The 24,891-nt window shown below is 36.7% G+C and carries 28 protein-coding genes and 1 pseudogene; 19 read left to right on the top strand and 10 right to left on the bottom strand.

Annotated features, from left to right (window positions below):
* Positions 1-57: 57 nt before the first annotated feature.
* Both CD001_RS20390 and CD001_RS20385 read left to right on the top strand, forming a co-directional pair.
* Positions 58-1,185, top strand: coding sequence for an AI-2E family transporter (locus CD001_RS20390; protein WP_096189440.1), 1,128 nt, complete (start codon positions 58-60; stop codon positions 1,183-1,185).
* 90 nt (positions 1,186-1,275) lie between these two features.
* Positions 1,276-1,650, top strand: coding sequence for a rhodanese-like domain-containing protein (locus CD001_RS20385; RefSeq protein ID WP_096189439.1), 375 nt, complete (start codon positions 1,276-1,278; stop codon positions 1,648-1,650).
* 217 nt (positions 1,651-1,867) lie between these two features.
* Here the strand turns inward: CD001_RS20385 and CD001_RS27040 are convergent, their stop codons facing one another.
* Entirely contained in the window at positions 1,868-2,002 is a 135-nt protein-coding gene (locus tag CD001_RS27040) for a hypothetical protein (RefSeq protein WP_257009882.1), read from the bottom strand.
* Positions 2,003-2,168: 166 nt separating this feature from the next.
* Here CD001_RS27040 and CD001_RS20380 point away from each other — a divergent pair, with 166 nt between their 5' ends.
* From CD001_RS20380 to CD001_RS20370, 3 genes are all read left to right on the top strand, one after another.
* A complete protein-coding gene (locus CD001_RS20380) occupies positions 2,169-2,441 on the top strand; it encodes a hypothetical protein (RefSeq protein WP_096189438.1) in 273 nt (90 codons plus the stop codon).
* A gap of 279 nt (positions 2,442-2,720) precedes the next feature.
* On the top strand, positions 2,721-3,542 hold the full coding sequence (locus tag CD001_RS20375; RefSeq protein ID WP_096190701.1) for a YitT family protein: 822 nt from the start codon (positions 2,721-2,723) through the stop codon (positions 3,540-3,542).
* 158 nt (positions 3,543-3,700) lie between these two features.
* The gene (locus tag CD001_RS20370; RefSeq protein WP_096189436.1) at positions 3,701-4,222 is read left to right on the top strand and encodes a BsuPI-related putative proteinase inhibitor; all 522 of its coding nucleotides are present in this window, start codon (positions 3,701-3,703) and stop codon (positions 4,220-4,222) included.
* Positions 4,223-4,298: 76 nt separating this feature from the next.
* On the opposite strand, the gene CD001_RS20365 is transcribed toward CD001_RS20370, so the two are convergent.
* Positions 4,299-7,196, bottom strand: coding sequence for a DEAD/DEAH box helicase (locus CD001_RS20365; RefSeq protein ID WP_096189435.1), 2,898 nt, complete (start codon positions 7,194-7,196; stop codon positions 4,299-4,301).
* Complete coding sequence (locus CD001_RS20360; RefSeq protein WP_096189434.1) at positions 7,186-8,139, bottom strand: hypothetical protein; 954 nt, start codon at positions 8,137-8,139, stop codon at positions 7,186-7,188. The genes CD001_RS20365 and CD001_RS20360 overlap by 11 nt, the downstream gene beginning before the upstream one ends.
* Before the next feature lie 157 nt (positions 8,140-8,296).
* Here CD001_RS20360 and CD001_RS20355 point away from each other — a divergent pair, with 157 nt between their 5' ends.
* The 5 genes and pseudogenes from CD001_RS20355 (at position 8,297) to CD001_RS20335 (ending at position 11,521) form a co-directional block, all read left to right on the top strand.
* A complete protein-coding gene (locus CD001_RS20355) occupies positions 8,297-8,902 on the top strand; it encodes a hypothetical protein (RefSeq protein ID WP_096189433.1) in 606 nt (201 codons plus the stop codon).
* A 238-nt stretch (positions 8,903-9,140) separates the two neighbouring features.
* On the top strand, positions 9,141-9,410 hold the full coding sequence (locus tag CD001_RS20350) for a NifU N-terminal domain-containing protein (RefSeq protein ID WP_096189432.1): 270 nt from the start codon (positions 9,141-9,143) through the stop codon (positions 9,408-9,410).
* A 453-nt stretch (positions 9,411-9,863) separates the two neighbouring features.
* Positions 9,864-10,103, top strand: a pseudogene (locus CD001_RS20345) (transposase); the annotation flags it as partial.
* Positions 10,104-10,484: 381 nt separating this feature from the next.
* Positions 10,485-11,219, top strand: coding sequence for an AzlC family ABC transporter permease (locus CD001_RS20340; RefSeq protein ID WP_096189429.1), 735 nt, complete (start codon positions 10,485-10,487; stop codon positions 11,217-11,219).
* A 2-nt stretch (positions 11,220-11,221) separates the two neighbouring features.
* A complete protein-coding gene (locus tag CD001_RS20335; RefSeq protein WP_096190700.1) occupies positions 11,222-11,521 on the top strand; it encodes an AzlD domain-containing protein in 300 nt (99 codons plus the stop codon).
* A 165-nt stretch (positions 11,522-11,686) separates the two neighbouring features.
* Here the strand turns inward: CD001_RS20335 and CD001_RS20330 are convergent, their stop codons facing one another.
* From CD001_RS20330 to CD001_RS20320, 4 genes are all read right to left on the bottom strand, one after another.
* The gene (locus tag CD001_RS20330) at positions 11,687-12,139 is read right to left on the bottom strand and encodes a GNAT family N-acetyltransferase (RefSeq protein ID WP_096189428.1); all 453 of its coding nucleotides are present in this window, start codon (positions 12,137-12,139) and stop codon (positions 11,687-11,689) included.
* Between the two features lie 155 nt (positions 12,140-12,294).
* A complete protein-coding gene (locus tag CD001_RS20325) occupies positions 12,295-12,531 on the bottom strand; it encodes a DUF3813 domain-containing protein (RefSeq protein ID WP_096189427.1) in 237 nt (78 codons plus the stop codon).
* Positions 12,531-12,662, bottom strand: coding sequence for a hypothetical protein (locus CD001_RS27035; RefSeq protein WP_257009880.1), 132 nt, complete (start codon positions 12,660-12,662; stop codon positions 12,531-12,533). The genes CD001_RS20325 and CD001_RS27035 overlap by 1 nt, the downstream gene beginning before the upstream one ends.
* 193 nt (positions 12,663-12,855) lie before the next feature.
* Complete coding sequence (locus CD001_RS20320) at positions 12,856-13,674, bottom strand: Cof-type HAD-IIB family hydrolase (protein ID WP_096190699.1); 819 nt, start codon at positions 13,672-13,674, stop codon at positions 12,856-12,858.
* Positions 13,675-13,908: 234 nt separating this feature from the next.
* Between CD001_RS20320 and ctaG the strand changes: the two genes are divergently transcribed.
* From ctaG to CD001_RS20285, 7 genes are all read left to right on the top strand, one after another.
* Complete coding sequence (gene ctaG / locus CD001_RS20315) at positions 13,909-14,829, top strand: cytochrome c oxidase assembly factor CtaG (protein WP_096189425.1); 921 nt, start codon at positions 13,909-13,911, stop codon at positions 14,827-14,829.
* Between the two features lie 35 nt (positions 14,830-14,864).
* A complete protein-coding gene (locus tag CD001_RS20310) occupies positions 14,865-15,491 on the top strand; it encodes an SCO family protein (protein ID WP_096189424.1) in 627 nt (208 codons plus the stop codon).
* 222 nt (positions 15,492-15,713) lie between these two features.
* The gene (locus tag CD001_RS20305) at positions 15,714-17,006 is read left to right on the top strand and encodes a molybdopterin molybdotransferase MoeA (protein WP_096189423.1); all 1,293 of its coding nucleotides are present in this window, start codon (positions 15,714-15,716) and stop codon (positions 17,004-17,006) included.
* Positions 17,003-17,542, top strand: coding sequence for a molybdopterin-guanine dinucleotide biosynthesis protein B (gene mobB / locus CD001_RS20300; RefSeq protein ID WP_096189422.1), 540 nt, complete (start codon positions 17,003-17,005; stop codon positions 17,540-17,542). Before CD001_RS20305 ends, mobB begins: the two co-directional genes overlap by 4 nt.
* On the top strand, positions 17,542-18,015 hold the full coding sequence (locus CD001_RS20295; protein ID WP_096189420.1) for a molybdenum cofactor biosynthesis protein MoaE: 474 nt from the start codon (positions 17,542-17,544) through the stop codon (positions 18,013-18,015). The genes mobB and CD001_RS20295 overlap by 1 nt, the downstream gene beginning before the upstream one ends.
* A complete protein-coding gene (gene moaD / locus CD001_RS20290; protein WP_096189419.1) occupies positions 18,012-18,248 on the top strand; it encodes a molybdopterin converting factor subunit 1 in 237 nt (78 codons plus the stop codon). The genes CD001_RS20295 and moaD overlap by 4 nt, the downstream gene beginning before the upstream one ends.
* Before the next feature lie 179 nt (positions 18,249-18,427).
* Positions 18,428-18,727, top strand: coding sequence for a HesB/YadR/YfhF family protein (locus tag CD001_RS20285; RefSeq protein WP_096189417.1), 300 nt, complete (start codon positions 18,428-18,430; stop codon positions 18,725-18,727).
* A gap of 410 nt (positions 18,728-19,137) precedes the next feature.
* On the opposite strand, the gene CD001_RS20280 is transcribed toward CD001_RS20285, so the two are convergent.
* Positions 19,138-20,382 carry a zinc-dependent alcohol dehydrogenase gene (locus CD001_RS20280; RefSeq protein WP_096189416.1) on the bottom strand — a complete coding sequence of 415 codons (1,245 nt, stop codon included), beginning with the start codon at positions 20,380-20,382 and terminating at the stop codon, positions 19,138-19,140.
* Between the two features lie 45 nt (positions 20,383-20,427).
* Positions 20,428-21,522, bottom strand: coding sequence for a class II aldolase/adducin family protein (locus tag CD001_RS20275; protein ID WP_096189415.1), 1,095 nt, complete (start codon positions 21,520-21,522; stop codon positions 20,428-20,430).
* A 190-nt stretch (positions 21,523-21,712) separates the two neighbouring features.
* Here CD001_RS20275 and CD001_RS20270 point away from each other — a divergent pair, with 190 nt between their 5' ends.
* Positions 21,713-22,597 (top strand): diacylglycerol/lipid kinase family protein, encoded by an 885-nt coding sequence (locus tag CD001_RS20270; protein ID WP_096189414.1) that lies wholly within the window; start codon positions 21,713-21,715, stop codon positions 22,595-22,597.
* Positions 22,598-22,654: 57 nt separating this feature from the next.
* Here CD001_RS20270 and CD001_RS20265 read toward each other — a convergent pair whose 3' ends face one another.
* A complete protein-coding gene (locus CD001_RS20265; RefSeq protein WP_096189413.1) occupies positions 22,655-22,849 on the bottom strand; it encodes a hypothetical protein in 195 nt (64 codons plus the stop codon).
* A gap of 269 nt (positions 22,850-23,118) precedes the next feature.
* On the opposite strand from CD001_RS20265, the gene CD001_RS20260 reads away from it, so the two are divergent.
* Positions 23,119-24,252 carry an MGDG synthase family glycosyltransferase gene (locus CD001_RS20260; protein WP_142303619.1) on the top strand — a complete coding sequence of 378 codons (1,134 nt, stop codon included), beginning with the start codon at positions 23,119-23,121 and terminating at the stop codon, positions 24,250-24,252.
* Positions 24,253-24,891: the final 639 nt, after the last annotated feature.

Below are 24,891 nucleotides of genomic sequence, written 5' to 3'. Positions count from 1 at the left end.
TTTTTATGCTTTGTTAAAGATAAGAAATCTTGTTTAATAGAGAGTTGGTGGTAGATTGTGATAAATAATCGTTTTTTTCGTATTCTTATTGCTATTGCACTGATCCTGCTCATTGTATTTCTCGGATCACTCGTATCTTTTATATTTAGACCGATTGTCGTTTTTGTACAAACTTTGTTTTTCCCTTTTTTAATTGCAGGTGTACTTTATTATTTATTAAGACCAGTCGTGAATTTCTTACATAAAAGAAAACTACCCAAAGTACTATCCATTTTACTCATTTATTTAGGCTTAATAGGTGTAATAACTGGACTTGTCTTTCTTGTTGGACCGATTTTACAAAGGCAATTTACCAACCTAGTAGAAAATTTCCCTGGGTTAGTGAATGAACTGAATAAACTATTTATTGAAGTGCAAAATAATGAATGGTTTGCCCGTTTTCAGGAAACTGAAAATTTCTCGTTACAGGAATTAACTGATAATTTAATGGGATATTTAAGAGAAGGATTTGATATATTTACGACAAGTCTTACGAGTTTAATTGGTGCTGTCACGAACTTTGTTATAATGATCATCATTATTCCATTTGTGTTGTTCTATCTATTAAAAGATGGAACGAAAGCACCTAATCAAGTACTGCGATTCTTTCCGGAAAAACAGCAGGTTGAAGGAAAAAAAATCTTAAAAGATATGGATGAAGCATTAAGCTCTTACATTCAAGGGCAAATTATCGTCAGCTTTTGTGTAGGGGTATTAATGTATATTAGTTTCCTTATTATAGGGATTGACTATTCATTAATTCTTGCTCTCATCGCGATGTTTACGAACGTCATTCCTTTTATTGGACCTTGGATAGGTACAATACCAGCAGTTATTGTTGCGATAATTGATTCGCCGACGATGGTACTATGGGTACTTATTGCGATTGTAGTCGTTCAGCAAATTGAAAGTAACTTAATTTCTCCGCAAGTGATGGGGAAGAAGCTTTCTGTTCACCCTTTAACGATTATTTTACTTATTTTAGTAGTCGGAAGGTTTGCAGGGTTTCTCGGGTTAATTTTAGCTGTTCCGACATACGCTGTATTAAAAGTAGTTGTTAGTCACACATACCGTTTATTAAAGCTGAGGAAAAAGTCAGCTGATGAAATGAAAGATCAAAATACGGAAGAAAAACCGATCACTTGAAACTGAAGTTCTCGCGGTTTAAGATAAGGATCAAATACGTGTTCAAAGGTTTTACTTTTGTAGCATTAAATCAACTTGAGGTGATCTTCTATGAGTACTGAAAAAGATGGAATTAAACAAATTTATAAAGATGAATTACAAGTGTTGTTAGATGAAAAGAAGGAAGGAACCGTCATTATTGATGTGCGTGAGCCTGATGAGTATGAGGCAGCTCATATTCCTAGTGTTCCACTAATGCCGATGCATACAGTTCCAAGTTTAGTCGAAGGGTTTGATAAGAATAAAGAATATATTTTCATCTGCAGAAGCGGGAATCGTTCACAAAATGTATCTTTATTTTTAAAAGAGAATGGAATTGAGAACGTCGTAAACTTTAATGGTGGAATGCTTTCCTGGGATGGTGAAACGGCAGAAGGCGAAGAAACATCGGTTACTTCCGTTGAAGAGCTAAAAAATCTAAAGTAAAAGATTATCAAATAACGTAGTTTAAAAAGAAATCGCTCATGTGTACTTCACAAATCGTACTATGAAGAGCGGCTTCTTTTTTATTTCTATAAGAAAGGGCTCTCACCGGTGTGAGAGCCACTCTTTAACTGGATTTTGTCCCAGCCTCTTTTGTTCTAACTAGGTTTTTACTAGCCTCGTTTTATTCCTTAAATCCTCTGACCTATTGAATCATCGTTTACAAGTGATCGGGCTTCTTACTGTAAGAATGATGTGTTTGGTGTTGCCGGTTATTTTTCTCACTTTTATTTTTGTGTTCATTTAAAGCTTGGTTGTCCCGCTTCTTCTTATTGTTGTCTTTTGTAGGGTCCATCTCAACACCTCCTAAAATGGTAAAAGTTCAGGGACCAGGTCACCGAATATTTTGTGAACATCCTGTTATTTAATATGTGTAAATAATCGTGGGAAATATGCATTTGTTTATTTACGTATCAAGAAGGGTAAACGTATATTAATTACTCTTTCAGGGGGAATCGATAATGAATACGAGAAAAATGATGACGTCAACTGTTGTTGCAACAGCTGTTGCTGCGGGCACATATTATTTTGGGAAAGAAGAGAACCGTGAAAAAATCATGCATAATTTTAAGCGTTTAAAGTCGAAATTGCAAAATAAGACGAGAGAAGATCATGTTCCTTACTTAAGAGAGAAGGTCGGACATTCTGACCCACATGATGTTGAGGATAATTCAATGGTTGATGAAGGTGCCGTTTATTCTGTTAATTATTATAATGAAAATAGAGATCAATAATCGTCAAGTATCACAAAGTGCCTGGTTCTCTCCAGCGTTCTTCAAAGATAGAATACAAGCGTTTTATCTTTTGGAACGGAGAACCTGGCATTTCTTTTTAATATTAAGGAAACTTTTACTGCACTGAAATGAATAGTGTCCGTCGGGCTAAATGTTTCATAAAAAAGGTTTACTTTGTGTGAGTTTGTGATTATAATCATTTTCATTCATTATTACTGATAGTAATGGTACATTCTAAAATGAAAGGAGGAAGTCTATGTGTTAAAAAAGTTTGATGTAATGGAAGAAGGAAAGAAAATTTTAATTGCATTCATTAGTGGTATTTTACTTGCGGTCAGTTTAAATATCTTTTTAATTCCAGCCAATGTTTTTGCAAGTGGATTTACTGGTGTTGCCCAGATCTTCTCAGAATTAACCGGATTGCCGCCAGGATTTTTACTCTTATTATTAAATATACCAGTGGCAATATTAGGATGGAAAAAAGTCGGTAAAAGCTTTACTTTTTACAGTTTTATAAATGTCGCTTTTACGACTTTATTTTTAACGGTAATCCCTGTTCAACCTCTCTCTGAAGATATTATTTTAAATTCGGTTTTTGGAGGTGTAATGGGCGGTGCAGGAGCAGGTCTTATTTTAAAATGGGGGGCATCCTCAGGTGGAGTCGATATTCTAGCATTAATTTTAGCTCGTAAAAGTGACAGACCTTTAGGGGTTTACTTTTTTATTATGAATGCAATGATTGTTATTACAGCAGGATTAATGTTCGGTATGGAAGAAGCACTTTATACACTGCTCACGTTATATGTCACATCTCGAATTATTGATGCTATACATACGCGCCATGTCAAACTGACAGCGATGGTTGTAACGAGCAAACCTGATGAGTTACAATCAGCGTTTCACCGAAAGGTTACTCGCGGTGTGACAAGAATTCCTGCAAAAGGAGGATATACTAGAGAGGATAAAGAAGTTTTAATGATTGTGATTACTCGATATGAACTTTATTTATTGCAGCAAATTATTGAAGAAGTGGACCCAAGTGCATTTACAAACATTGTTCAGACGACAGGAATTTTCGGTATGTTTAGAAAAGATGAATAGCAAAATGTCATGAGAAGTCACACCCAGCCCTGAACATGATCGAAGAGAAGGAAGGTGCACGCTTTCCCTCTCATTTATCGGCATCTCTCAATACTTGTAACATTTATTTATTATTACCGACTAATCTTAAAAAGAGTGAGAAATAGGAGGAAAAGGAAATGACAAGAGCAAAATTCCTATTATGCTGTATGCTGAGCAGCATACTGTTTATTTCTGCTTGCGGCACAGGAGAAAGCCCAACAGATTCAGAACTCGATGACCATGGATCAGGAGCTGAAAATGGTGTAGATGAAGAGGAGGCTACAGAAGTGGTATACGAGGACTTAGTGTTTGATTTGGATGCTTCTATTGAAAATAACCGTGTTAACGTTCAAATGGCTTTGAAAAATGATGGAGATTCCCAAAAAACAGTTGATTTTTCTTCTGGTCAACAATTTGAAGTCATTATTTCTGCTGATGGTGAGCAGCTATACAAGTTTTCAGAAGGAAGGATGTTCACTCAAGCATTTATTACAGAAAAAATTGAACCTGGCGAGTCACTAACGTTTGAAGATGTATGGGAGTCAGATGCTATAGCAAAATTTGAAAGTTTAGACGTAAAAGCAGAGATTCTAGTTTATTCCATTGATGGTAAAGAAGTGTCCGATACACCATTTGAACAAACGATTTCAATTCAATAATTAGGTTTTTTAAATAGCAAAAAATGAGGAGGTCGCCAAAAGCTTGGCTTTTAATGACCTCCTCTTTTCAAATCTTTTAAGAACGTAATGTGAGCAACGATTCTAGTTCATCGTGAGACAGTTTCCATAACGGCAATGAATTTTGTTGCAGCAATTCCTCTGTCATCCACTCCTTTTCAGAAAGCATAACGGATATTTTCTCTTCTAGTGTCCCTTCAGTCGTAAACGTATGGACTCCGACAGGACGTTTTTGTCCGATCCGATACACTCTATCTGTCGCTTGATTTTCTACAGCGGGGTTCCACCACCGATCGTAATGAATGACCTCTGTTGCACTTGTTAAGTTTAGTCCCACTCCACCTGCGCGAAGTGAAATAATCATAAACGGAATGTGATCATTAGACTGAAAATCTTTCACTAAGTTCTGTCGCTCCTGTGTCGATAATGAACCATGGAAAAATGGTGTGTTCACATGAAATCTCTTACGTAAACCTTCTTCTAATAACATTCCCATATGACGGTAATGAGTGAAAATTAGTCCTTTCTTATTTTCAGCTAATAACGAACATAACAGTTTCATACATTCATCCCATTTGCCTGAACGATGATCTAAACTGGAAAATGAATGTTCCTTTAAAAAGTGTGCGGGGTGGTTACAAATTTGTTTTAGTTTCGTCATCGTCTGGAAAAGCTTCACCCTTTTTTCCATATGTGTTAATTCGTGATAGTCGTCAAGAAGGTTTTCCACGGTAGCTTCGTAAAGAAGTTTTTGTTCATTTGATAAAGAAACGTTGTATTGATATTTTGTTTTTTTAGGCAATGAAAGTTCACTTTGATAGCCCTGTTTCGTTCTTCTTAAAATAAATGGACTGATCAACTTGCGGAGGTTATCAAATTGATTTTCTGCGTTTCGATCGTGATGTAACTTATGTAAAAAGCGATCGTAAAACCAGGAATCGGTTTTTAAATAGCCTTTATTTAAAATATCCATAATACTCCAAATTTCCTTCGGATCATTTTCTACAGGAGTCCCTGTCAATGCGATTGTATGATATGCGGTGATTTCGCTAATAACATGCCGTTGTTTCGTCTCAATATTTTTTAACTTTTGTGCTTCATCTAAAATAAAACTATTCCACTGCTCATGCTGAAAATATTTTTTATCAATGACAGCGATCGGATATGAAGTTATGACGATATCTGCGCTATTTTTATTGTTTTTAAAAGAGTGATGCCTAGCTGTAGGTTTTCCTTCATGGACATAAACGTTAAGCCAAGGAGCAAACTGTTCGAGTTCATTTGCCCAGTTTGTAACTAAACTAGTTGGACTAACAATAAGTGCCGGTGTCTGCTCTTTCACTCCTAGAGATTTGACACAATCGATATAGGCAATTGTTTGAATCGTTTTACCTAACCCCATATCATCAGCTAAACAAGCTCCTAATTTCCGCTTTCTCATGTTTAATAACCATAAAAGACCTTCTTGCTGATACGGACGAAGCAACTCTTTCCAATGTCTATTGAAATTTTTAAGTTCGTTTAACGTTATTTCAGATGAAGAGGGGATATGAAACGTCCATTCGATAACAGATTCATCATGATCGTTAACACCTGTAGAAGTGATCCCTTCTTTTTGTTCGATATATTGCCGGTATGCATCGAAAAGTGCCTCTGAATGATTCGTTTTATAAGTTTGTTGATGTTGAAGTAGTTTTTCAGCATGTTTTAAATCCCAAATGACCCAATGATTTTGAACATAAATCATATGACGTTTATCTTCAACCCATTGTCGAAAGGTCACTTCATCAACAGCCGTACCGTTAATCAAGTACGTCCATGTGATGGAACTCCCTCTCCAAATATAAGTCTGTTCCTCTATGGCAGATTGCTCTGCAATGTCACCATGGAGTTTAGGAACGAGAGGCGGTTCTTGTAAGCTTTGTGGAACTAAAACAAATATTCCTGATAATTCCAACTTCTGACATTCATGAAGTAAAAATTGGTTGATTTCTTCATGATTCATCACGATTTCTGGCTGGGAAATCGTAAATTCACTTACAAATGATGATTTCTGTAAATGTTCGATTTGCTGATGAATAAAGCGAACTGGATTTTTTGTGAATGGGTGTTCACCTTTCAAAATTTTTTCGACAGAACATACATGTCCTGATTGCCATTCCTTTAATACTAATGAGACTCTCCACTCTTCACTTTCATTTGATGGTTCAGTAACAAGAAGCATCATTTGAAAATGGTTTTCTGTTGTTCCGCCAGTCCAAGCCATTAAGCAATGAGGATATAGCTCCTTTGATATCGAATATTGTTTAGTGGGATGTTGTAATGCGAATAGCCATGAACGGACGTGCTCGTTAGTTGATTTCTTTTGGACACGATTAATGAACGGAACAATATTGGTTTCAAAAAATGTAGTCTCAATGATTGAATGTTGCAGCCAATCATGTAGAAAATGACGAACGGTTCGGTTGAGTTCATTTTTATCAATCAAAGCTCTCTTTTCAAGAGACTGTTCACATTGCTGTACGATCGATATCGTTTCATGAATCTGTTCGTTTACATCACTCGTCCATTCCCAATTGCCTGTAGCCGTCGGAACGAATTGCTTATTTTTTACTTCTGCTTTCTTATGTATGAGTACAGAAAGAAGAGTTGAAAAAGTGTGTGACAGCTGAAAAGGTTTTTTTACGTTTTGGAATACAGTGAGACAAGTTGATAAATGAGTAAGTGGAATAAAAACTCCTTGTTTGATTTCCTTGTCAATATGATAGGTTTCGATATGATAGGCAAGTCCGTAACACGAAGTATCATCGTCTTGAAATAACCATTGTTTGATTAAAGTTATATCAGTAAAAGGAAGATTGATTTCATGATGAAGTGCCACTGTTAGCAACAACCCTTTCTGTTTATCAGTAAAGAAAAAGGAGGCATCGAGCGTAATCGATCCGTTACGATTCAAAACGTATCAGCTCCTTTTGTAAAGAATGATAGCGAGAATACCGACCTTTTAACAGGTTAATAACCGAGTAAAACTGTTCGCTTTTCCCGAGTGTTTGAAATAATTGCTGAAGCTCGTTTAAATATTCAATTGCTTTTGTATAATGTGAACGTGTTTTATGTTCCACAAGACGTTCGATAAATTGAATCAAAACCTTTACGGTTGATTCAGGGTGCTCAGATTTAATGAATGAAAGTAATTGCTCACCATGTATGCACAGTTTTAGCGGATCATGAACGTGTAATAAAAAATAATTTATACTTTCATAAGAGCATTTATGATAAGCGAGTAATTGAATAAATACTCGTCTAGTCGATTCTAAAAAAATACGTTCTTTTAAGATGAGGATCGCTTGATTTTTAAAGTGAACACGTAATTGTTCGTTTTTCGTTTTTTCATATTGGTTTATATATTTTTCTATATGAGGGCGCGAAACCCAATGTAACAGCCATTCATCAACGGCTGTCTTCGTTTTCAATTCATCATCATTCCTTGTTTCTTTCAGATTGAAAAGTTGTGGACAAAATTGTTTAACGGTATTTTTATCTTCTAACAATAATTTTGTCCAATTTGAATATGTATGTAGTAAGAAGGAATGGTTGGATTCATTCATTGATTTTACGATGTAAGGTTCAATAGACTTTTTTCGAAAGGAATATGTGCCAAGAGAAATCATCCTATGCCGAATTTGAATGAAGCTGTATAATAAAAACAATGGGAAGATGTCATTTGTTTCTTCTTTACTAAGACTTAATTGAGCCCCCCAACTTTGTGATTCACACCATGTTCTAAACGAGTTCAAACCGTTTTTTTGAAAGGAGAGGTTATGAGCTAAATAAGACCATTTATCGCTAAACTCATTTTGTAGCAACGTTTTTAACTGTTCTGACGATCGTTTATCCAATCTGCTCACCTCAATCATTTCATCTATGTATATTTTAATCTTGTCTAGGCAAATGGACAACCATAATGAAATATCAGAATATATAGAAAAATATCTTCTTTTTTTTCTTCAGCGTCATACGATAAATATAAAAACAGAAATGGAAAGGAGCGTGGTTATGAAGGAGAGTTGTTTTCAGGCTGAGTTCCAAGATTTATTTATCGAACTGCCTAGACCAGTACTGAAGTCCTTTATCCATAAATTGCTCCAGGCTCATTTTCGTATTACCTGGCGACATGATAATGATATTGTTGAATTAATTGTCCGTTCGCAGGAAGGTCAAGTCATGATTCCAATAAAACGGCCAACTGAAAATTTGACGGTTATTCAGCTAAAAGAGTTAAATATTTGGATGGAAGATCTTGCGATTATATTAGAAGAGCTTATTACCGAAACGAAAGGGAGAGCGATCGTTAAGACAGCAACAGACGGATGGATCTATGTGAGCTGTTTTGATAACGGGAAAATTGTTTCTGTCATGAAAATAGGTGGAGGTGAAAAAGCCGAGATGGCCTCATATCGAACGATTAAAAAGAAAGAGTTGGCGATAGATAAAGTTGACCCTGAAGTCAAAGCTTGTATGATCAAACTTGAAATCGATTATCACCTGATGGAATTGGCAGATGCATTAAATGAAAAAAACTCTGATGAGGTTACACGAATTAAAGGAAAATTAAAAGAGCTTTGCTATGAGAGAGAAAGATTGAGAAAAAGGTATGGATAACAAATAGAGCTCGGATTTGAAGTTCCGGGCTCTATTATTTTCGTATATAAGTTGATAGCCTACTTTATAGGGAGTAAAAAGATGTACATAATATATATAAATGCATAGAGGATTGAACGTAACGAAGGATGCTCCTTCATAAAGAATAAAGCAAATGATTACGATTACGAATTCATTTGTTTTTTTCGCTATTCGTGCATGTTATGATAAAGACAATTACATAAAGGAGGAATGTACAATGGCAATTGAAGTTAGAGGAGAACCAACTCCGAACCCTAATGCAATGAAATTTACTGCAAACCAAGTTTTATTTGAAGGATCAGGAAGTGCTTCTTTTAAAAAAGGTGATGATACAGATCATCCGTTAGCAAAAGAATTATTAGCACTTGAAGGTGTTGACAACATCTTCGGCTTTCAAGACTTCGTAACGGTTAATAAAGAAATGGACGCAGATTGGGATTCATTACTGCCGAAAATAGAAGAAGCATTCAACAAAGTATATCAATAATTGTGGACGAAGAGCATAACTAGCTCTTCGTTTTTTAAATTTGCTGCTGACACGATTAGTACTATACTCTAAACGGACATAGGATCTCTTATTGGTACAAAAAACGCTGTTATTAAAGCGTTTAAGGACACTGAGTTCCTTATTTATGCTAATCAACCTCGTTTGAGCTGCTTTCCCTCTACATAACGGAACCAATGGCCGCTTATTCATTAAAATCGTGCATTTTGATAGGGATAGCGGATCTCTTGTCCGCCAACATCATAGCATATGGCTTGTTACTTTTTGGGAAGACATACGATTCGTTATTTGGTGAAAAACATGAGATAAGCCTACTATAATTGCATGTTAGAGGAACGTGGCTCCGTGAAACTTCTATAGTTAAGCTTTTTAATAGGAATGTAACGTACCCAGTGGCCGACCATATATTATAAAATGGGCAAAAGGCGAGAAGCCCTACGCCATTACAACGCTCCAGCATGCGGGTCTCGAGCTTGGAAGAAGCTTTACAATGAACGTAGTTCAGTAGAACGCGTGATTGGATACTTAAAAGAATTCTTTCAGTTAAACAACGTAAGATACCGTACAGGAGAACGAGCAAAAGTCCATTTTGACCTCGTTACGATGGTTTATAACGGAATGAAACTGGCAAGCGCACGATTAACTCGGCAATCGAATATGGATGCCGCAGCTTAAATTTTAGATACAGATGAACAATATATTAGTTGATAGAAGCAGTAGAAATACGCGTAGACTCCTGCGGGAACAGCGCGAGCTGAAGATCCACTTTGGAAAGCTTTCCAAAGTTAGCTGAAGCTGTGCCCGCGGAAAGCGAAGTGTATGTATTTCAACTGCGATCCAAATAAAAAGTGTACAAATTAAAAAAGCAAAATAAACAAATTCTGAGACTGTAATCATTTTTAATAAGATGAATTATGAAATTGATTCAAATAATAAGTCTATCCAAGCTATTATATTACTTTAGTCATTTAAAACACTTAAGTCTTGACAGAGGAGTGGGGGTGAGGAGTAAAATGATATAAAATTTTCAATTTTTGAAAGAATGGAGACGTTACGATGGGGACAATCACGAATACATACGAAAGTGTTCACGTTTCAGCATTGCGAAAAGGAGTATTAGATGGAATTCCAATTGCGATCGGTTATATGCCTGTTGCACTAACATTTGGGTTAATCGCTGGTACGACAGGGTTAACAGTATTTGAAGCTGTGTTAATGAGTATGGTCGTTTTCGCAGGGGCAGCTCAATACATGGCTTTATCTATGATCGCATTAGGTTCTGGACCTTTAGAAGTCATTCTTGCAACCTTTATTGTGAATTTTCGCCATTTATTAATGAGTGCCTCTATACATGAAAGAGCTGAAAAATCTTCTAAGAAAATAAGGGCTTTTTATGCTTTTGGGTTGACCGATGAAGTATTTGCCGTTGCATCGACAAACGATCCACCTGTGCGTTCGGCTTCTATAATTGGAACAGCAGTAATTGCCTATATGAGCTGGGTTACCTTTACTGGGATCGGATTTTTTGCTGGTTCCTTTTTACCGAATATTTTACAAGAAAGTATGGCAATCGCTTTGTACGCTCTGTTCGTTGCCTTACTCGTTCCGGCAATTAAGAAGGAAGGGAAAGTAGTCGTGATCCTGGCAATTTTAGGCGGAATCTTTCACTCTATTTTTCACTTATGGATGTCTACAGGATGGGCAATTATGTTTGCAACAATAGCTGCAGTCGTATTATTTGAAGTGATTGAGCAATCGTTTATTAAGGAGAAGGAGGCAGATGAAGCTTGAATATGTCCATTGTATTAATGATTATCGGGATGGGGATGGTCACATATATACCAAGAGTTATGCCTCTTATTATGCTACAAACAGAGTCATGGCCAAAATGGTCTAAGCGAATGCTTGCAAGGGTACCATATGCTGTTCTTGGAGCACTTATTTTTCCAGGGATCTTAACGTTTCATGATCATTTAGGATTTGCGATGGCAGGAGCAGGTATTGCTATTGGTTTAGCTTATGCTGGCGCGCCTTTAATCGTTGTAGTCGGAGGAGCGATAGGGGGCTTAGCGCTCGTAACTTACCTTTTCTAAAAAAGTGGAGAAAGGAAACGGAATTCTCATTATGCGAAAAAAGAGACTGACTCAAAATGAAGTGACCGGTTCACTCCAATGTCTACGAAATCGAATCATCGTGATTAAAAACGATTGGAGTGACTGGTCTTTTTGCTGTTGAGCAAGCCTCTTTTTGGCGAATGATTATAATTGTCTACCATACCTTTTTGAAATGATGTCGTAAAATCCTAATGAATTATATAATTTCTTTGTTGCAATATTGTTAATACCAGTTTCTAATTCAATTCCTTTAAAGTTTTCTTGTTCAGCCCAATACAATACTTTTAAGAGTAATTTTTTTGCAACACCTTGTCTTCGATATATTTTCTTAACGTATAAATCATTCAGCCAAATATATGGTCCGCCTTTATCTAAACCGATTCCTGAGTTAAGAAATGCACAGCCAATGACTTCATCATCCTTTTCGGCTATAAATATTTCTGCACCGGAATGTTCAGATAATGCAAGATCGATTGTTTTTAACAATTCTTCCTCACCCATGTTTACACTTAATGCATCCATCTGTTCCATCATAAGTGTAGTTATGTTTGACCTCATTTCTGGTGGTGCATTTTTGGACACTTTATAAATTTGCATTTTGTTCCTCCTCGAGTAAAAGTCACATTCTCCCCATTATATCTCTCGTATCGTCAATTGATAGCACTAAAATTTTAACATGTCTTCGCTGTAAGTTCGACTGCAATTCCAAAAAAAGAGCCTGCATTCAATGATGCGTGGCTCAAATCATTATATTATAGGTCTCCTTCAGTCAGATATTCTTGTGAAGTTTCGTAAAACGTATTTTGAAGCTCTGATAATTGCTCTTTTTCTGCAACAGAAGAATCCGCAAAAGCTTGTGACAGTGCTTGTTTTGCTCTCCTTACTTTTTCAGTTGCTTCTGCTTGAGCTTCAGGGGTATGGGCTTCTTTCATGGCTTCGTTAGCTGCATCTACTGCTTTATAAGCACGTTGAAATATTTGATTTGCCATTATGACCGTTTTCCTTTCCTATTTTTTTCATTTTCAGCATACGTATGGACATCTTCCCATCGTTCATTTTTCGGTGCAACAGCATCTTCACTCTGCTTTATAAAACGTTTTCCTCGTGAACGTTTACTCAAAGAAAGTCCTCCTCTCATTATTGTTTCACAATTAGGATGCACGAATTTATCTGAATAATGACCGGATTTTTTCGGACTGATAGGTTATAAAAAAGAGGACTCTTAAAAAAGAGCCTCTTGTTCATTAAATATTCATTTTTTTCGTATTAAAAGCAATGATTTATCAATTATACTTATATTTTGTTAGATCAAATTATAATTCAAAACGAAAACGTTCTGATAAAAATTCGGCGATTCCGTGTTCTTCATTCGTTGATGTTTGTTCATTAGCAATGGATTTTAATTCATGAATCGCATTTCCCATTGCAACACCACACCCGGCGTATTCAATCATTTCGAGATCATTGTCTTCATCTCCAAATGCAATAATGCGTTCTTTCGGGATTTGAAAGTATTGGGAAATTTCTTTAAGACCGACGGCTTTGTTCAGGCCAGCTTTCACAATTTCAATAACATGCCATGGTGCCCCCCAAGAACGTTGATCAATAACTTCTGCATGGGCTTCTTTAAGCAAAGCTCTTAGTTGTTGTTCATTGTTTTCTTCAGGGTGAATAAGAATGGATGTTGGGTCATCATTTAGCAGCTGGTGCAAATTTCCGTAATCAACAGGTGATTGCCCGAGTGTAAATGCATCAGCAAATCCTTTGTTTAAATAACGTAAATAATATTCATCCATGATCTCCACCATAATATTTTGAACTTGAAAAGATTCACACGTTTCGATAATTGTTTTTGCGAGATTTTTGTTTAAAGGAGTATGGATAGGTTGGAAGTCTTTTTCGTTTTTCGGGTGGTGAATAAATGCACCATTAAAGTTAACCATCGGTGTGTCTAAAAACAACTCTTCGTAGTAAGCTTTACTAGCACGATAAGGTCTGCCCGTGGCGATGACAACCTTATGGCCTAACTCTCTAACTTTTGCTAACGCTGTCCGGTTCTTTAATGAAATATTTTTGTCGTCTGTTAGCAATGTTCCGTCCAAATCGACAGCGATAATATGTGGTTGCACGATTAATGACCTCCTATGATTATGATAGATTGGCATATGGTAGTTGATTTCCAGCCGTTACTATTGTTTCCATAGTAATTATGTAGGATTTACAATGCAATCATGATATAAATATACTATACTTGGCTTGAGCCTTGTCAAAAATATTTATTTTTATATAATTATGTATCATTTGTTTATAAGTTGGTATTATGAATAAAATAAGTAATGAAATTTCTTTAATAAGGAGGAAGAACGATGGAGCAATTTTTTTCCACGTTCTCTGCATGGACGATCTGGACCCCGGAATTAATTATCGTACTAATGATGATTAGTGCATTATATTTTATGATAACAGGACCTTTGAGAAATAAATTTTCTAAGGATGCAGAGCCTGTATCGACTAAGCGGATAGTATATTTTCATCTTGGCCTCCTCGCTGTTTACTTTGGTTTTGGGGGACCTTTATACGTATTAGGGCATATTATGCTTAGTATGCATATGCTATCGATGGCAATTGTATACTTAATTGCCCCGCCGCTTTTATTATTAGGGTTACCATCTTGGTTTTTTAACTTTTTTGCACAGTTTAAATGGATTCGGAACTTTTTCCTAGTTGTCGGTTATCCGATATTAGGTCTTATTCTCTTTAATGCGTTATTCTCGTTTTATCATATGCCGTCTAACTTTGATAACTTATTAACAAATGAAGGCTGGCACAATGTTTATCAGCTCGGTATGCTATTTGCAGCAGCGATTATGTGGTGGCACTTAACACCGAGACTTGAGACGAGGTATGAACTATCTGAATTAAAAAAGATCGGTTATATGTTTGCAAATGGTGCTCTCATTACACCTGCTTGTGCGTTAATTATTTTTGCAGGTTCCCCTTTGTATGCTACATATACAGACCCGAACACTTGGGCAATGGCCATTAGCTATTGTATTCCGCCGGGAGCTGATATTCCATTTGAAGTATTTTCTGGTGAACAGTCAATTGCTCCCCTCTCACCGTTACATGATCAACAGCTTGGCGGTGCGCTAATGAAAGTAATTCAGGAACTTGTGTATGGGGTTGCGATTGGGTATATCTTTAAGCAATGGATGACTAGAGATAAATCATCTCGAAATGAAGTCGAATTTAAAGAATATGAGATGGTGCAGACGAGCAAATCATAATAGTCAAGATAGAGAAAGATTGGGGAGAAACATTGATGAGTTATTGGAAATCAGGATTGTTATTCATCAGTATGGTCTTTTTGTCAGGCTGTAGCTTCTTATATCAAGAACCACAGCCGCCAGAATCGAATGCGATCATTGATGTTACACAGTCAGAAGAAGACTTTGAAGTCACTGAATTTTCGGCAGTGAACCAAAATGGAGAAGAAATGACGAACGAAGATTTAGAAGGAGAATGGTGGCTGGCAAAAACGATTTTTACCCGATGCCCAACTGTTTGTATGACGATGACACCTAATATGGTCAGTTTACAGGAAGAGCTCATTGACAGAGATTTAGACGTTCGAATCGTTTCATTTACCGTAGACCCAGAGTTTGATACACCAGAGCGTCTCGAAGATTATGGTGAATCATATGGGGCAAACTTTGAAAATTGGGACTTTGTTACAGGTTACTCGGAAGAAGATCTTCAAGATTTCGTTCTGGCATCCTTTAAAGCAAATATTCAAGCAATCCCAGAACAAAATGATATTATGCATCCAACACGCTTTTATCTTATGAATCGTGACGGAGAAATTGTTCGTTTTTATGACGGAGACAGTAGTTTTGAATTAGACCCAATTATCGACGACATTGAATTTTTGTTAACAGCGGAAGAGTAACGTATAGAAGCACTGATTGTTCACATCAGTGCTTTTTATAGTACTATAAATAAACACTCCACGTACAAAGAAATCCCATATTATCCTAGGTACCTGGCACCGACACAATTTTGACACAATTCTGACACAAATTAGTACAGTTTAGAATATGTTTATAGTTTCATCTAATGGTTAACTACTGGTAAACTATCGTTAGAGTAGTTGAAAGGTGTGAAGAGGAACATGTTTGAAGAACGACAGCCAATATACGTAAACGATGCAATAAACCGAGTAATGGATTATCGAAAAACAGGTTCTATTGAGTATGTAGATATCGAGCACTGTGAAGGAAGGTATCTTGCAGAAAATATAAAAGCAGACCATAATATTCCGCCATTTGACCGTTCACCTCTCGATGGATTTGCTGTAAGAAGTGAAGATACGAAAAGTGCGAGCAAAGATAACCCCGTAATACTTGAAGTAATAGAAACGATCGGAGCTGGCGGGGTATCGTCTGAAAAGGTTAAACAAGGACAAGCAACCCGGGTTATGACAGGTACAATGATGCCCGAAGGCTGCGATGCTATTGTCATGTTTGAATTGGCAAGTGAACGGCAAGAGGAAAATAAATCATTTATTGAAATTAAACGGCCGTTTAAATCGGGTGATTTCGTTTCGTTTGAAGGAGAAGAAACGAAGAAGGGAGACAAACTAATCAAACCAGGTACAAAAATAAATGCTGGAACGATTGCTGTCCTCTCTACATTTGGATATAAAAACGTTCCTGTTGTAAAAAAACCGGTCATTGGTATTTATGCAACTGGAACAGAATTGTTAGACGTAGAAGAACCTCTTACTCCAGGGAAAATTCGAAATAGTAATGCTTATATGATTTCCTCACAAGTAAGGAAAGCTGGCGGGGAACCTCGTTATTTCGGAAAATTGATTGATGACTTTGATGAGTGCTATCGCGCAGTAAAGGAATCCTTAGAGAAAGTAGATATTTTAATAACAACTGGTGGAGTCTCAGTCGGTGACTTTGACTATTTACCGGAAATTTACTCAAAATTAGGAGCAAATGTTTTATTTAATAAAATTGCAATGCGTCCGGGCAGTGTGACGACAGTCGCTGAAAAAGATGGAAAACTGCTTTTCGGGTTGTCGGGGAATCCATCAGCATGTTTTGTTGGATTCGAAATGTATGCCCGTCCATGGATTAAATCATATTTGCTTTCCGAGCTTCCTTACATTGAAACCATTAGAGGAACGTTGGATAAAGACTTCCCGAAACCGAATCCTTTTACTCGATTTATTAGAAGTAAACTTCATTTTAAGGACGGAAAAGTGTTTGCTTCTCCAGTTGGGATGGATAAATCACAAGTTGTCACATCATTAGCTCATTCAGACTGTTTAGTTGCAGTACCGGGAGGAACACGTGGATATAAAGCGGGAGATGATGTCGATATCCTGTTGTTAAACTCTGAAGGAAGTGCTGTACCTTTTATGGACGAAAAGAAAAAAAGGAAATCAACATGACTACAAGTAAGAGAAAGATATTACAGGTAGTAGGTTTTTCTAATAGCGGTAAGACTACTTTTATTACAGAACTAATAAAAAGAGCTGTGCATTTGGGCTATTCGGCTGTTACGATCAAACACCATGGGCATGAATCAAAATTACGCTCGATTGACCAAGAAACCGATTCATTTAAGCATCGTCAAGCAGGGGCAGTCGGTTCCATTGTCGCTAGTTCGAATGAACTCCAAATCCAAGTAGAAGGGCGAAAGCTTTCGCTAGAACAGCTCATTCGATTTTACAGTGAAATTAGTTTTGACTTCTTATTGATTGAAGGTTTTAAAAAGGAGAAATATCAAAAAGTTCTTCTTCTTAAAAATGAACAAGATGCTCTACTCATAGAAGAGTGTGAAAATGTGAAATTCATCATTTGTTGGAAAGAGAATCAACGAGAGGCGTTAAAAAATAAACTATCAATTCCAGTTTTTCATATGTCTGAAAAAAATAACTATCTTGATACGATCATAACATCATTAATAGAGCAGGAGGAACATTAATGGAGACAGAAAAGTTATTTAACATTACTAATGATGACATTGTCATTCAAGATGTTTTAAACAAGGTTGTTGACCGGAATGCTGGTGCAATTAATACATTTATTGGTACCGTTAGAGAGATGACGAAGGGGAAACGAACATTATACTTAAAGTATGATGCCTATGTACCAATGGCTGAAAAAAAACTTTCACAAATTGGTGATGAAATAAAAGATCAATACCCAGATGCAAAAGTGGCCATTACACACCGAATTGGAGAACTGAATATTTCTGACATCGCTGTTGTTATTGCTGTTTCCACCCCACATCGTAATGATGCTTTTGCGGCGAGCCGTTATGCGATTGAACGAATAAAAGAAATTGTACCAATTTGGAAGAAGGAGCATTGGGAAGATGGGGAAAAGTGGATCGGTGATCAGCTCGAGAAAAAACCTTATCCGGAAGGAAAGCCGCGAGAGGAGGACGTAACATGATCCGAATATTATTATTTGCAGAGTTACAAGATATTGTTGGCCAAAGGGAACTTACGTTAGAGGCAACGGACATAAATGTTCAGGAGCTTAGACGTCATTTGCTAGAGCAATATCCTGAACTAACAGGAATAAACAATGCAATGGCTGCGATCAATGAAGAATATGCTGAAGAACAGACACCTGTACGAGATGGGGATGTCGTGGCATTTATTCCACCAGTGAGCGGAGGCTAAACAGTAAAACTGAAAAAAGGACGTTTTATCAATCTCAGTTTTCCAATAAACCTAATGGAGTTCATATTTTTCATGAGTCGTATAGATTTTGTACAATACATTCATAATTCCTCTCGTTTTAGACCTTACAATATGGGGAATATAAGAGAATAGATCTAATCAGCCAGGAGGGGATCATCTTGAAGATGACCGTAACAGACCAAGCAATAACGTGGTTTAAAGACGAACTACAATTAAATAAAGGCGATTTTGTCCAGTTTTTTGTAAGATATGGAGGCTGCGGGAATTTCCAAACAGGCTTTTCCTTAGGAGTAGCTGAAAAGGAGCCAGAGGATCCTGCTGTATCATTTGAAAAAGATGGAATTCAATTTTATGTGGAAAAAAAAGATGAATGGTATTTTGATAATGAAGACTTTTACGTTGATTATAATGAAGATAAAGAAGAAATCGAATACCTCCATAATGAAAATAAAAACTAACATAGCAGCTTTTCTTCTGTAGAATGATCGGCATATAGTAAACTACAGGGGGACTTAACCCCCTTTTAAAATGAGGAAAATGAGCTGGAATGTAACTTATTCCAACTCGTTTTGCGATTCGTATGTCATTAATATAAAATCATGTACTGGAAACAGCGAAAGTCGGTGATGCCAGTGGGAAAAGCAATGGTCAAAATCCCCTAAGTGCACACAGCGTTCCACCTAGGAAGTTGAGGCATTTCCCCCGCAGCAAAGAAATCACCGTGATTACAAACGAAGTGAAGTGAGCTCGGATGTTGTACTTGTGACTAGAGGTGAAGCGTCCGGTGATAGTGAATCTGAATACTATAAAAAAGTCGAAGGCTGCCCTTAAATACTATTAGGTTGCCTTCGACTTTTTTTATCTAGACTCATTGTGAATGGTTTGACTTAGGTTCAAAGATCACTTTCATCGTATTTTCTTTCTTCTTATTTGTAGCGGCTGCGATCGCTTCTCGATAATTTTCTAACGAAAAACAATGAGTCACAAGTGGAGAAAGATCAACTTTGCCTTCCTTCATTAAATCTACTGCAATTTGCAATGTTCGTTTTTGTTGTCCATGGTACATTTCAGTACTATAAGTGAAACTACCTTTAATTTCTAATTCATTTAACCAAATCATTGTCATATCAAGGTTTTCGATGAAGCTCGCTAATCCTAATAAAACTAATTTTCCCCCTTTACGGGTAAAACGGATGGCATCATGTAAACTCTTTTTATTACCGACACATTCATAGACAATATCTGCTCCTCCATGGACGATCGGTTCTCCAAATATCGGATGTAGCACGTGGGCATTCATTGATTGTGCTGCATTTGAAAGATAATCTTTTCCGCGGCTAATATAGATGACCTCATCAGCACCAAACTGTGAAGCGAGCTCCCCTTGAAACGGATATTTAACTAAAACAACAATATTGCACGAGTAATTTAATGCCCTCAATGCCGCAATTAAACAAATTCCAATAACTCCAGCACCGATAACAAGCACAATATCTGATTGTTTCGGTGGATTTTGCATAACAGTGTGCAATGCACAGCTGAACGGTTCAACTAAAACCCCATTCGTATTACTGACATTGTCCGGAAGTTTAATCACTTGACTTTCGTGTGCGACAATATAATTTCCCCAGCCTCCACCTGTATCTTTACAAGTACCAGTTAATAATCCAGGAGAGATCGTGCCGTCATTCATGTGATGACAAAGGTGATAGTTTCCTTTTTTACATTCTGGACATAGTGGATCTATACCTCTTACGCTGCAAGCGAGCAAAGGGTCGATCACAACTCGTTCCCCCACATGATGTCCTTTTACGAGTTTCCCTGTTTTTGATATCGTTCCGACAATTTCGTGCCCCATCGTAAATGGAAATGAGATAAAAGGAGACGTTGCTGGGCTATCTTTCAATGAGATTAGATTTAAATCACTACCGCATATTCCACCGTACTTTACTTTTACTTCTACCCAATGTTCATTGGGGAGAGGAGGAGGTTCAACATCTCTTAATTGAAGACAAGAGAGCGGTGAATTTACATAAAGCGATGGATTTACTTTGCCCATCGCTTTACTAATTGCATACTTAGGAATATTTAAGTCAAACTGTACAGCCTTCATTCCATCACCTCGTTCATGCTAATCAGAAATGGTTTATCATTATTGTTATTGCATTGGCACTTGCGGAATGATCTTCCCATCAATTCTTTCGAAAATATCTTCAAGGTTTCGCCCGGTAATCGTAAGTCCATGGTTTTTTAACCCAATTACAGCTCGGGTAGGATCTTCAGCTTCTTTAACTAACTGAGCGACAGAATTAGCTAAATCAACTGTGCCGCATGGATAATTAAATTCAGTTGCATCAATGCCATCCATCCAAGCGTGAATATGGACGATAGCTCCTACACCAGGATGTTCTTTATAGATCATCCAATGCTCAATTGCATCAACAGAAGCCCGTTTTGGTGTGACCTTAGGTGGAATACTTACTTTCATTGCATTTTTTTCAATATCATAGCCAGAAATATATAGAAAATCTTTTCCAACATGTTGCATGTTTGACTTATCAATACCACTAGCGCTCATCCAAAAATGGCTGTCATCTTTACGTGCACTTAAGTTACCGTAGCTTAAGCCGCCAATTCCATACAATTTCTTTAAATGGCGAATGTCTCGTGGAGTTAATACTTCTTCCAAAGGAAATGGAGCGGGAAGAAGATTCAGTCTGTCTAATTTTTTGCCAGATTCCCGTAAAGATTCAGTCACATCATCCCCTTGCCAAAGTGGTTCAGGTAAGTCTTCATAAAAATCATTGTTAATAACAAGTTTTGATGAAGCAAGAGGTTTAAGACGATTAAATATTTGTTTAAATAAATCACTGTCGTCATCTTCTTGTTTATTAAAGGATATGCTGTAACGCCCTTGTTCAGGAGTTAAAAAGTAAAACGTTATCACTTTTTCTGTTTTTACAATATACATTAAATGATTTGCTAAACTCCTGACTAAATAAGGGTAAGCCTCCCGGTGAATGTCTTCTGGGGTATCGTCTGCCTCTACAATTGATACAACGAATGTTCCTTGAGATTTCCTTCGGTATGGCTTTGGATTTTCGCGGTCAACGACATGAAAGACGAGGTTAATATCGTCTTCTGAGTTTGTGTGATATATATACTGATAATCAATAAATGTATGTCGAATTCCATCTAACAGCCATTCAATAAATGAGGTTTGTGTCTGTCCTGTAATCGTAAAAGAGTTCATATTGGCTCCCTCCTTGATGTTTTATGGAAAGAACTTAGTGAATTTCCATGTTTAGGAATAATATTTTCTAAAATAACTAAAATTATACATAGAATGTTTGATTCATGAGTAAATTATTATGTTGTCAAAATATTAAGGACGATTCATATTTTTATTGTTTTGCATAATATAGCTGTTTGGAGGATAAAAAATGATTGGATTTATTATAAATGGGACATCTGGAAATGGAAAAGGGTATCGAGTATGGAAGCGAGTGGAGCGGCTAATGACGAAAAAAGCTCATCCATTTTTAGCTCACTTTACTCATAGTCCGGATGATTGTAAAAAAGCAGTAAATGATCTTTTGACTCATGATGTTAAAACAATTATCGCTGTCGGTGGTGATGGGACAATTCATCACGTAGCAAATGAACTAGCTCATCGTGAAGTGGCGTTAGGAATGATACCTGCAGGATCAGGAAACGATTTTGCCCGATGTTTAGGAGTACCGATGAATTATATAGAGGCTTTGGAGAGAATTTTAACGAATAAGTGGAGGCAAGTGGATTTACTTCATGTTGGAAAACAATATTGTTTAACTGTAACAGGAATTGGATTAGACGGAAAAGTAGCAAATACAGTTAATCAATCCGTATACAAACGATATCTTAATCACTTTCGTTTAGGTGGTTTAACATATGCAATCAGTTTATTAGAAACACTTAAATCATATCATCCTACAACGATTCACTTAACGATAGATGGGACTGAAATGACTTTTGACGATGTTTGGCTTGTCGCTGTTGCAAATGCACCGAATTATGGCGGTGGAATTACGATCTGTCCCGATGCTTCTTTTGACGATGGATTCCTTGATCTTTGTATCGTAAAAGGGATGTCTAAATGGCAATTAATTAATTTGTTTCCGAAGGCGTATAAGGGAGAGCACATTAAAAAAGAAGACGTTATCTTGTTAAAAGGAAAAGAAGTTCTCGTTAGAAGTGAATCACCAATATTTATTCATAGCGATGGTGAACCAATGATGGAAAGCCCGGTAAATCTCCGTATTGAAAAGGATGCCCTTCGTGTTGTGTAGGGCACCCTGCCATCATTATTTTCAAATCAATCTACATTGCACCCCAACAAAAGCGATCTACTTTTCTGACCGCTGAGTATGTACATGAATAATCTCAGGCCTGTTAGACGTATGACTAGAGGCACGATAATTTTTATGAACGAAACTCTCATCGTTCATAATATGTTCATACTCGAAGGCGAAAATTGAAAAAATCGTTTCTCTTATATTTAATTTTAACGATTTTAGACATTTCTTTAATAAAGGTTTCATCTTAATCTCCCTTTCATTTTTTATAAAAACATTGATTCCAAAACGTTTAGTACGAATGTTAAAAATGGCGAAAAGAGCCTAATAAAGTCAATATTAAATGTAGTTTGGCCAAACTTTGCTTGAATTATGTAAATGGTGGGCATGAATGTTTCTGAAACACTTTCCTCGTTTTGAATGCAGAACAAATGTATCAATCCGAACACATTTTGGAAAGATACTGTTAAGAATGAGGAGGATGCTTGTGGTTATTAGGAAAGAGAGGAAATAACATGAAAGGGCGGCCATTAATTTTTTCTGCTTCGATTGGACAAGGTCATAATCAGGCAGCAAAAGCAATTCAGCAAGAATTTCTAAAGCAAGGTTATAATCCTCGAATCATTGATACGTTTCATGCGATTCATCCATTCCTTCATACGTTTATGGTGAGAAGTTATATTCAATTATTGAAGGTGACCCCATCTCTATGGGGGAGGATGTATTTTAAAGCAGAAAAGCAACCGTTATTCTTACTATTGGATCGTTTTGGAACTTTATTTGTTGATCATTTGTATTCGATGATGATAAAGGAAGAATGTCCATTTTTAATCTCTACACATCCATTTGTTACGGCATTTTTGACTAGAGTAAAGCAAGTAAAAAAAGTAAATATTCCTTTATATACGGTGATTACCGATTTCGTACTGCATCCTGCTTATTTAAGAGAAGAAATTGACGGTTATTTTACAGCTTCTAATGATATCGAACCTTTTGCTAACGTACACAATGTTCATTCACATCGCTTTTATTCAACAGGAATACCGATATGTGAAAATACCTGTTTTACGAAATCAAAAGCATATGTTAGAAATGAATTAGGTTTAGACAGACAGAGAAAAATAATCTTAATTGCGGGAGGTGGGATTGGCTTAACAGATTATGTAAAAGTCATCCAGTCTTTAGAATATATAAAAGATCAAATTCAAGTAATCTGTATGGTAGGGCATAATGAGAAAGTGAAAAAGAAAATTTTAAAACAGGAAACAAAGCATACAGTAAAAGTTGTTGGATTTACTAACCATTTTATGCAATATTTAAAAGCGTGTGATGCGATTATATCGAAAGCTGGAGGGCTTACTTTGAGTGAAGCGCTCGCTTGTGAAACACCTATGGTTATATACAAACCTGTACCAGGACATGAAGAACATAATGCACAATATTTATCACAGACAGGAGCAGCGATTAAGGTTGATCAAGATGACCAGCTTCCTAAAGTGATAGCAACTCTTTTATATGAGCAAGATGTTTATGAAGAAATGACATCGCTGGCAAAAAAAATAAAGAAGCCACATGCTGCTAATCATATTGTTGAAAAAATTCTCATGTTAACAGATAGAATGAATCTCTATGAAGCACAAAAAAGTTGAGACAAAATAAATGTCTCAACTTTTTCAATTATATTCTTTTTAAACCACAGGCTCTGCCTGTGTGAAAATAAACCTTTAAGGGTTGTATTCGTGAGAGCTCTTTAAAAGTAAGAATAGTTGGAAGGTATACTGCTTGCTTTCACCCCAGGGCACAAGTGCGACATCCGCTCTTACTTCACTTTGTTCGTATTCACGGTGTTTTCTTTGCCACGGACGAACGGTTGAGCTACTTCGATCAAGCTCGAAGGGATCTCAACTCGTCCGTCACGGACGAACGGTTGAGCTACTTCGATCAAGCTCGAAGGGATCTCAACTCGTCCGTTTTTCCGTAGGAGTCGCGCAGTACCTTCCACCTTTTGATGACAACTTTATTTGCGTTATGTCATTTATTATCTTAAATGATGGATACGAAATGAACATAAGTTTCTTTGATAACAAAAGCCCTTTAGCTGAGATACAACTTCCCCCAACTCGTTTTTTCTATGTATGCTATTAGAATGTTATTTAAATGTCATCATTTACTCGAAAGAGTGCCAGGCGGTGACTCAGGCGGGAAAAGCAATTGTCGAAAATCCCCTAGGTGCACACAGTGTGACACCTAGGAAGTTGAGGCATTGCCCGCTGCAAAGAAGACACTAC

It is taken from the genome of Evansella halocellulosilytica (genome assembly GCF_002335745.1).
In the GTDB taxonomy this organism is placed as follows: Bacteria; Bacillota; Bacilli; order Bacillales; family Salisediminibacteriaceae; genus Bacillus_CA; species Bacillus_CA halocellulosilytica.
The sequence above is the reverse complement of the archived record's forward strand: the minus strand, read 5'-3'. Positions and strand labels throughout refer to the sequence as shown.

Coding starts and splice junctions, on each gene's coding strand:
- CD001_RS20385 (WP_096189439.1), top strand. CDS start 1,276: ATGAGTACTGAAAAAGATGGAATTAAACAAATTTATAAAGATGAATTA.
- CD001_RS27040 (WP_257009882.1), bottom strand. CDS start 2,002: ATGGACCCTACAAAAGACAACAATAAGAAGAAGCGGGACAACCAAGCT.
- CD001_RS20380 (WP_096189438.1), top strand. CDS start 2,169: ATGAATACGAGAAAAATGATGACGTCAACTGTTGTTGCAACAGCTGTT.
- CD001_RS20375 (WP_096190701.1), top strand. CDS start 2,721: ATGGAAGAAGGAAAGAAAATTTTAATTGCATTCATTAGTGGTATTTTA.
- CD001_RS20370 (WP_096189436.1), top strand. CDS start 3,701: ATGACAAGAGCAAAATTCCTATTATGCTGTATGCTGAGCAGCATACTG.
- CD001_RS20355 (WP_096189433.1), top strand. CDS start 8,297: ATGAAGGAGAGTTGTTTTCAGGCTGAGTTCCAAGATTTATTTATCGAA.
- CD001_RS20350 (WP_096189432.1), top strand. CDS start 9,141: ATGGCAATTGAAGTTAGAGGAGAACCAACTCCGAACCCTAATGCAATG.
- CD001_RS20340 (WP_096189429.1), top strand. CDS start 10,485: ATGGGGACAATCACGAATACATACGAAAGTGTTCACGTTTCAGCATTG.
- CD001_RS20335 (WP_096190700.1), top strand. CDS start 11,222: ATGTCCATTGTATTAATGATTATCGGGATGGGGATGGTCACATATATA.
- CD001_RS20330 (WP_096189428.1), bottom strand. CDS start 12,139: ATGCAAATTTATAAAGTGTCCAAAAATGCACCACCAGAAATGAGGTCA.
- CD001_RS20325 (WP_096189427.1), bottom strand. CDS start 12,531: ATGGCAAATCAAATATTTCAACGTGCTTATAAAGCAGTAGATGCAGCT.
- ctaG (WP_096189425.1), top strand. CDS start 13,909: ATGGAGCAATTTTTTTCCACGTTCTCTGCATGGACGATCTGGACCCCG.
- CD001_RS20310 (WP_096189424.1), top strand. CDS start 14,865: ATGAGTTATTGGAAATCAGGATTGTTATTCATCAGTATGGTCTTTTTG.
- CD001_RS20305 (WP_096189423.1), top strand. CDS start 15,714: ATGTTTGAAGAACGACAGCCAATATACGTAAACGATGCAATAAACCGA.
- mobB (WP_096189422.1), top strand. CDS start 17,003: ATGACTACAAGTAAGAGAAAGATATTACAGGTAGTAGGTTTTTCTAAT.
- CD001_RS20295 (WP_096189420.1), top strand. CDS start 17,542: ATGGAGACAGAAAAGTTATTTAACATTACTAATGATGACATTGTCATT.
- moaD (WP_096189419.1), top strand. CDS start 18,012: ATGATCCGAATATTATTATTTGCAGAGTTACAAGATATTGTTGGCCAA.
- CD001_RS20280 (WP_096189416.1), bottom strand. CDS start 20,382: ATGAAGGCTGTACAGTTTGACTTAAATATTCCTAAGTATGCAATTAGT.
- CD001_RS20275 (WP_096189415.1), bottom strand. CDS start 21,522: ATGAACTCTTTTACGATTACAGGACAGACACAAACCTCATTTATTGAA.
- CD001_RS20270 (WP_096189414.1), top strand. CDS start 21,713: ATGATTGGATTTATTATAAATGGGACATCTGGAAATGGAAAAGGGTAT.
- CD001_RS20265 (WP_096189413.1), bottom strand. CDS start 22,849: ATGAAACCTTTATTAAAGAAATGTCTAAAATCGTTAAAATTAAATATA.
- CD001_RS20260 (WP_142303619.1), top strand. CDS start 23,119: ATGAAAGGGCGGCCATTAATTTTTTCTGCTTCGATTGGACAAGGTCAT.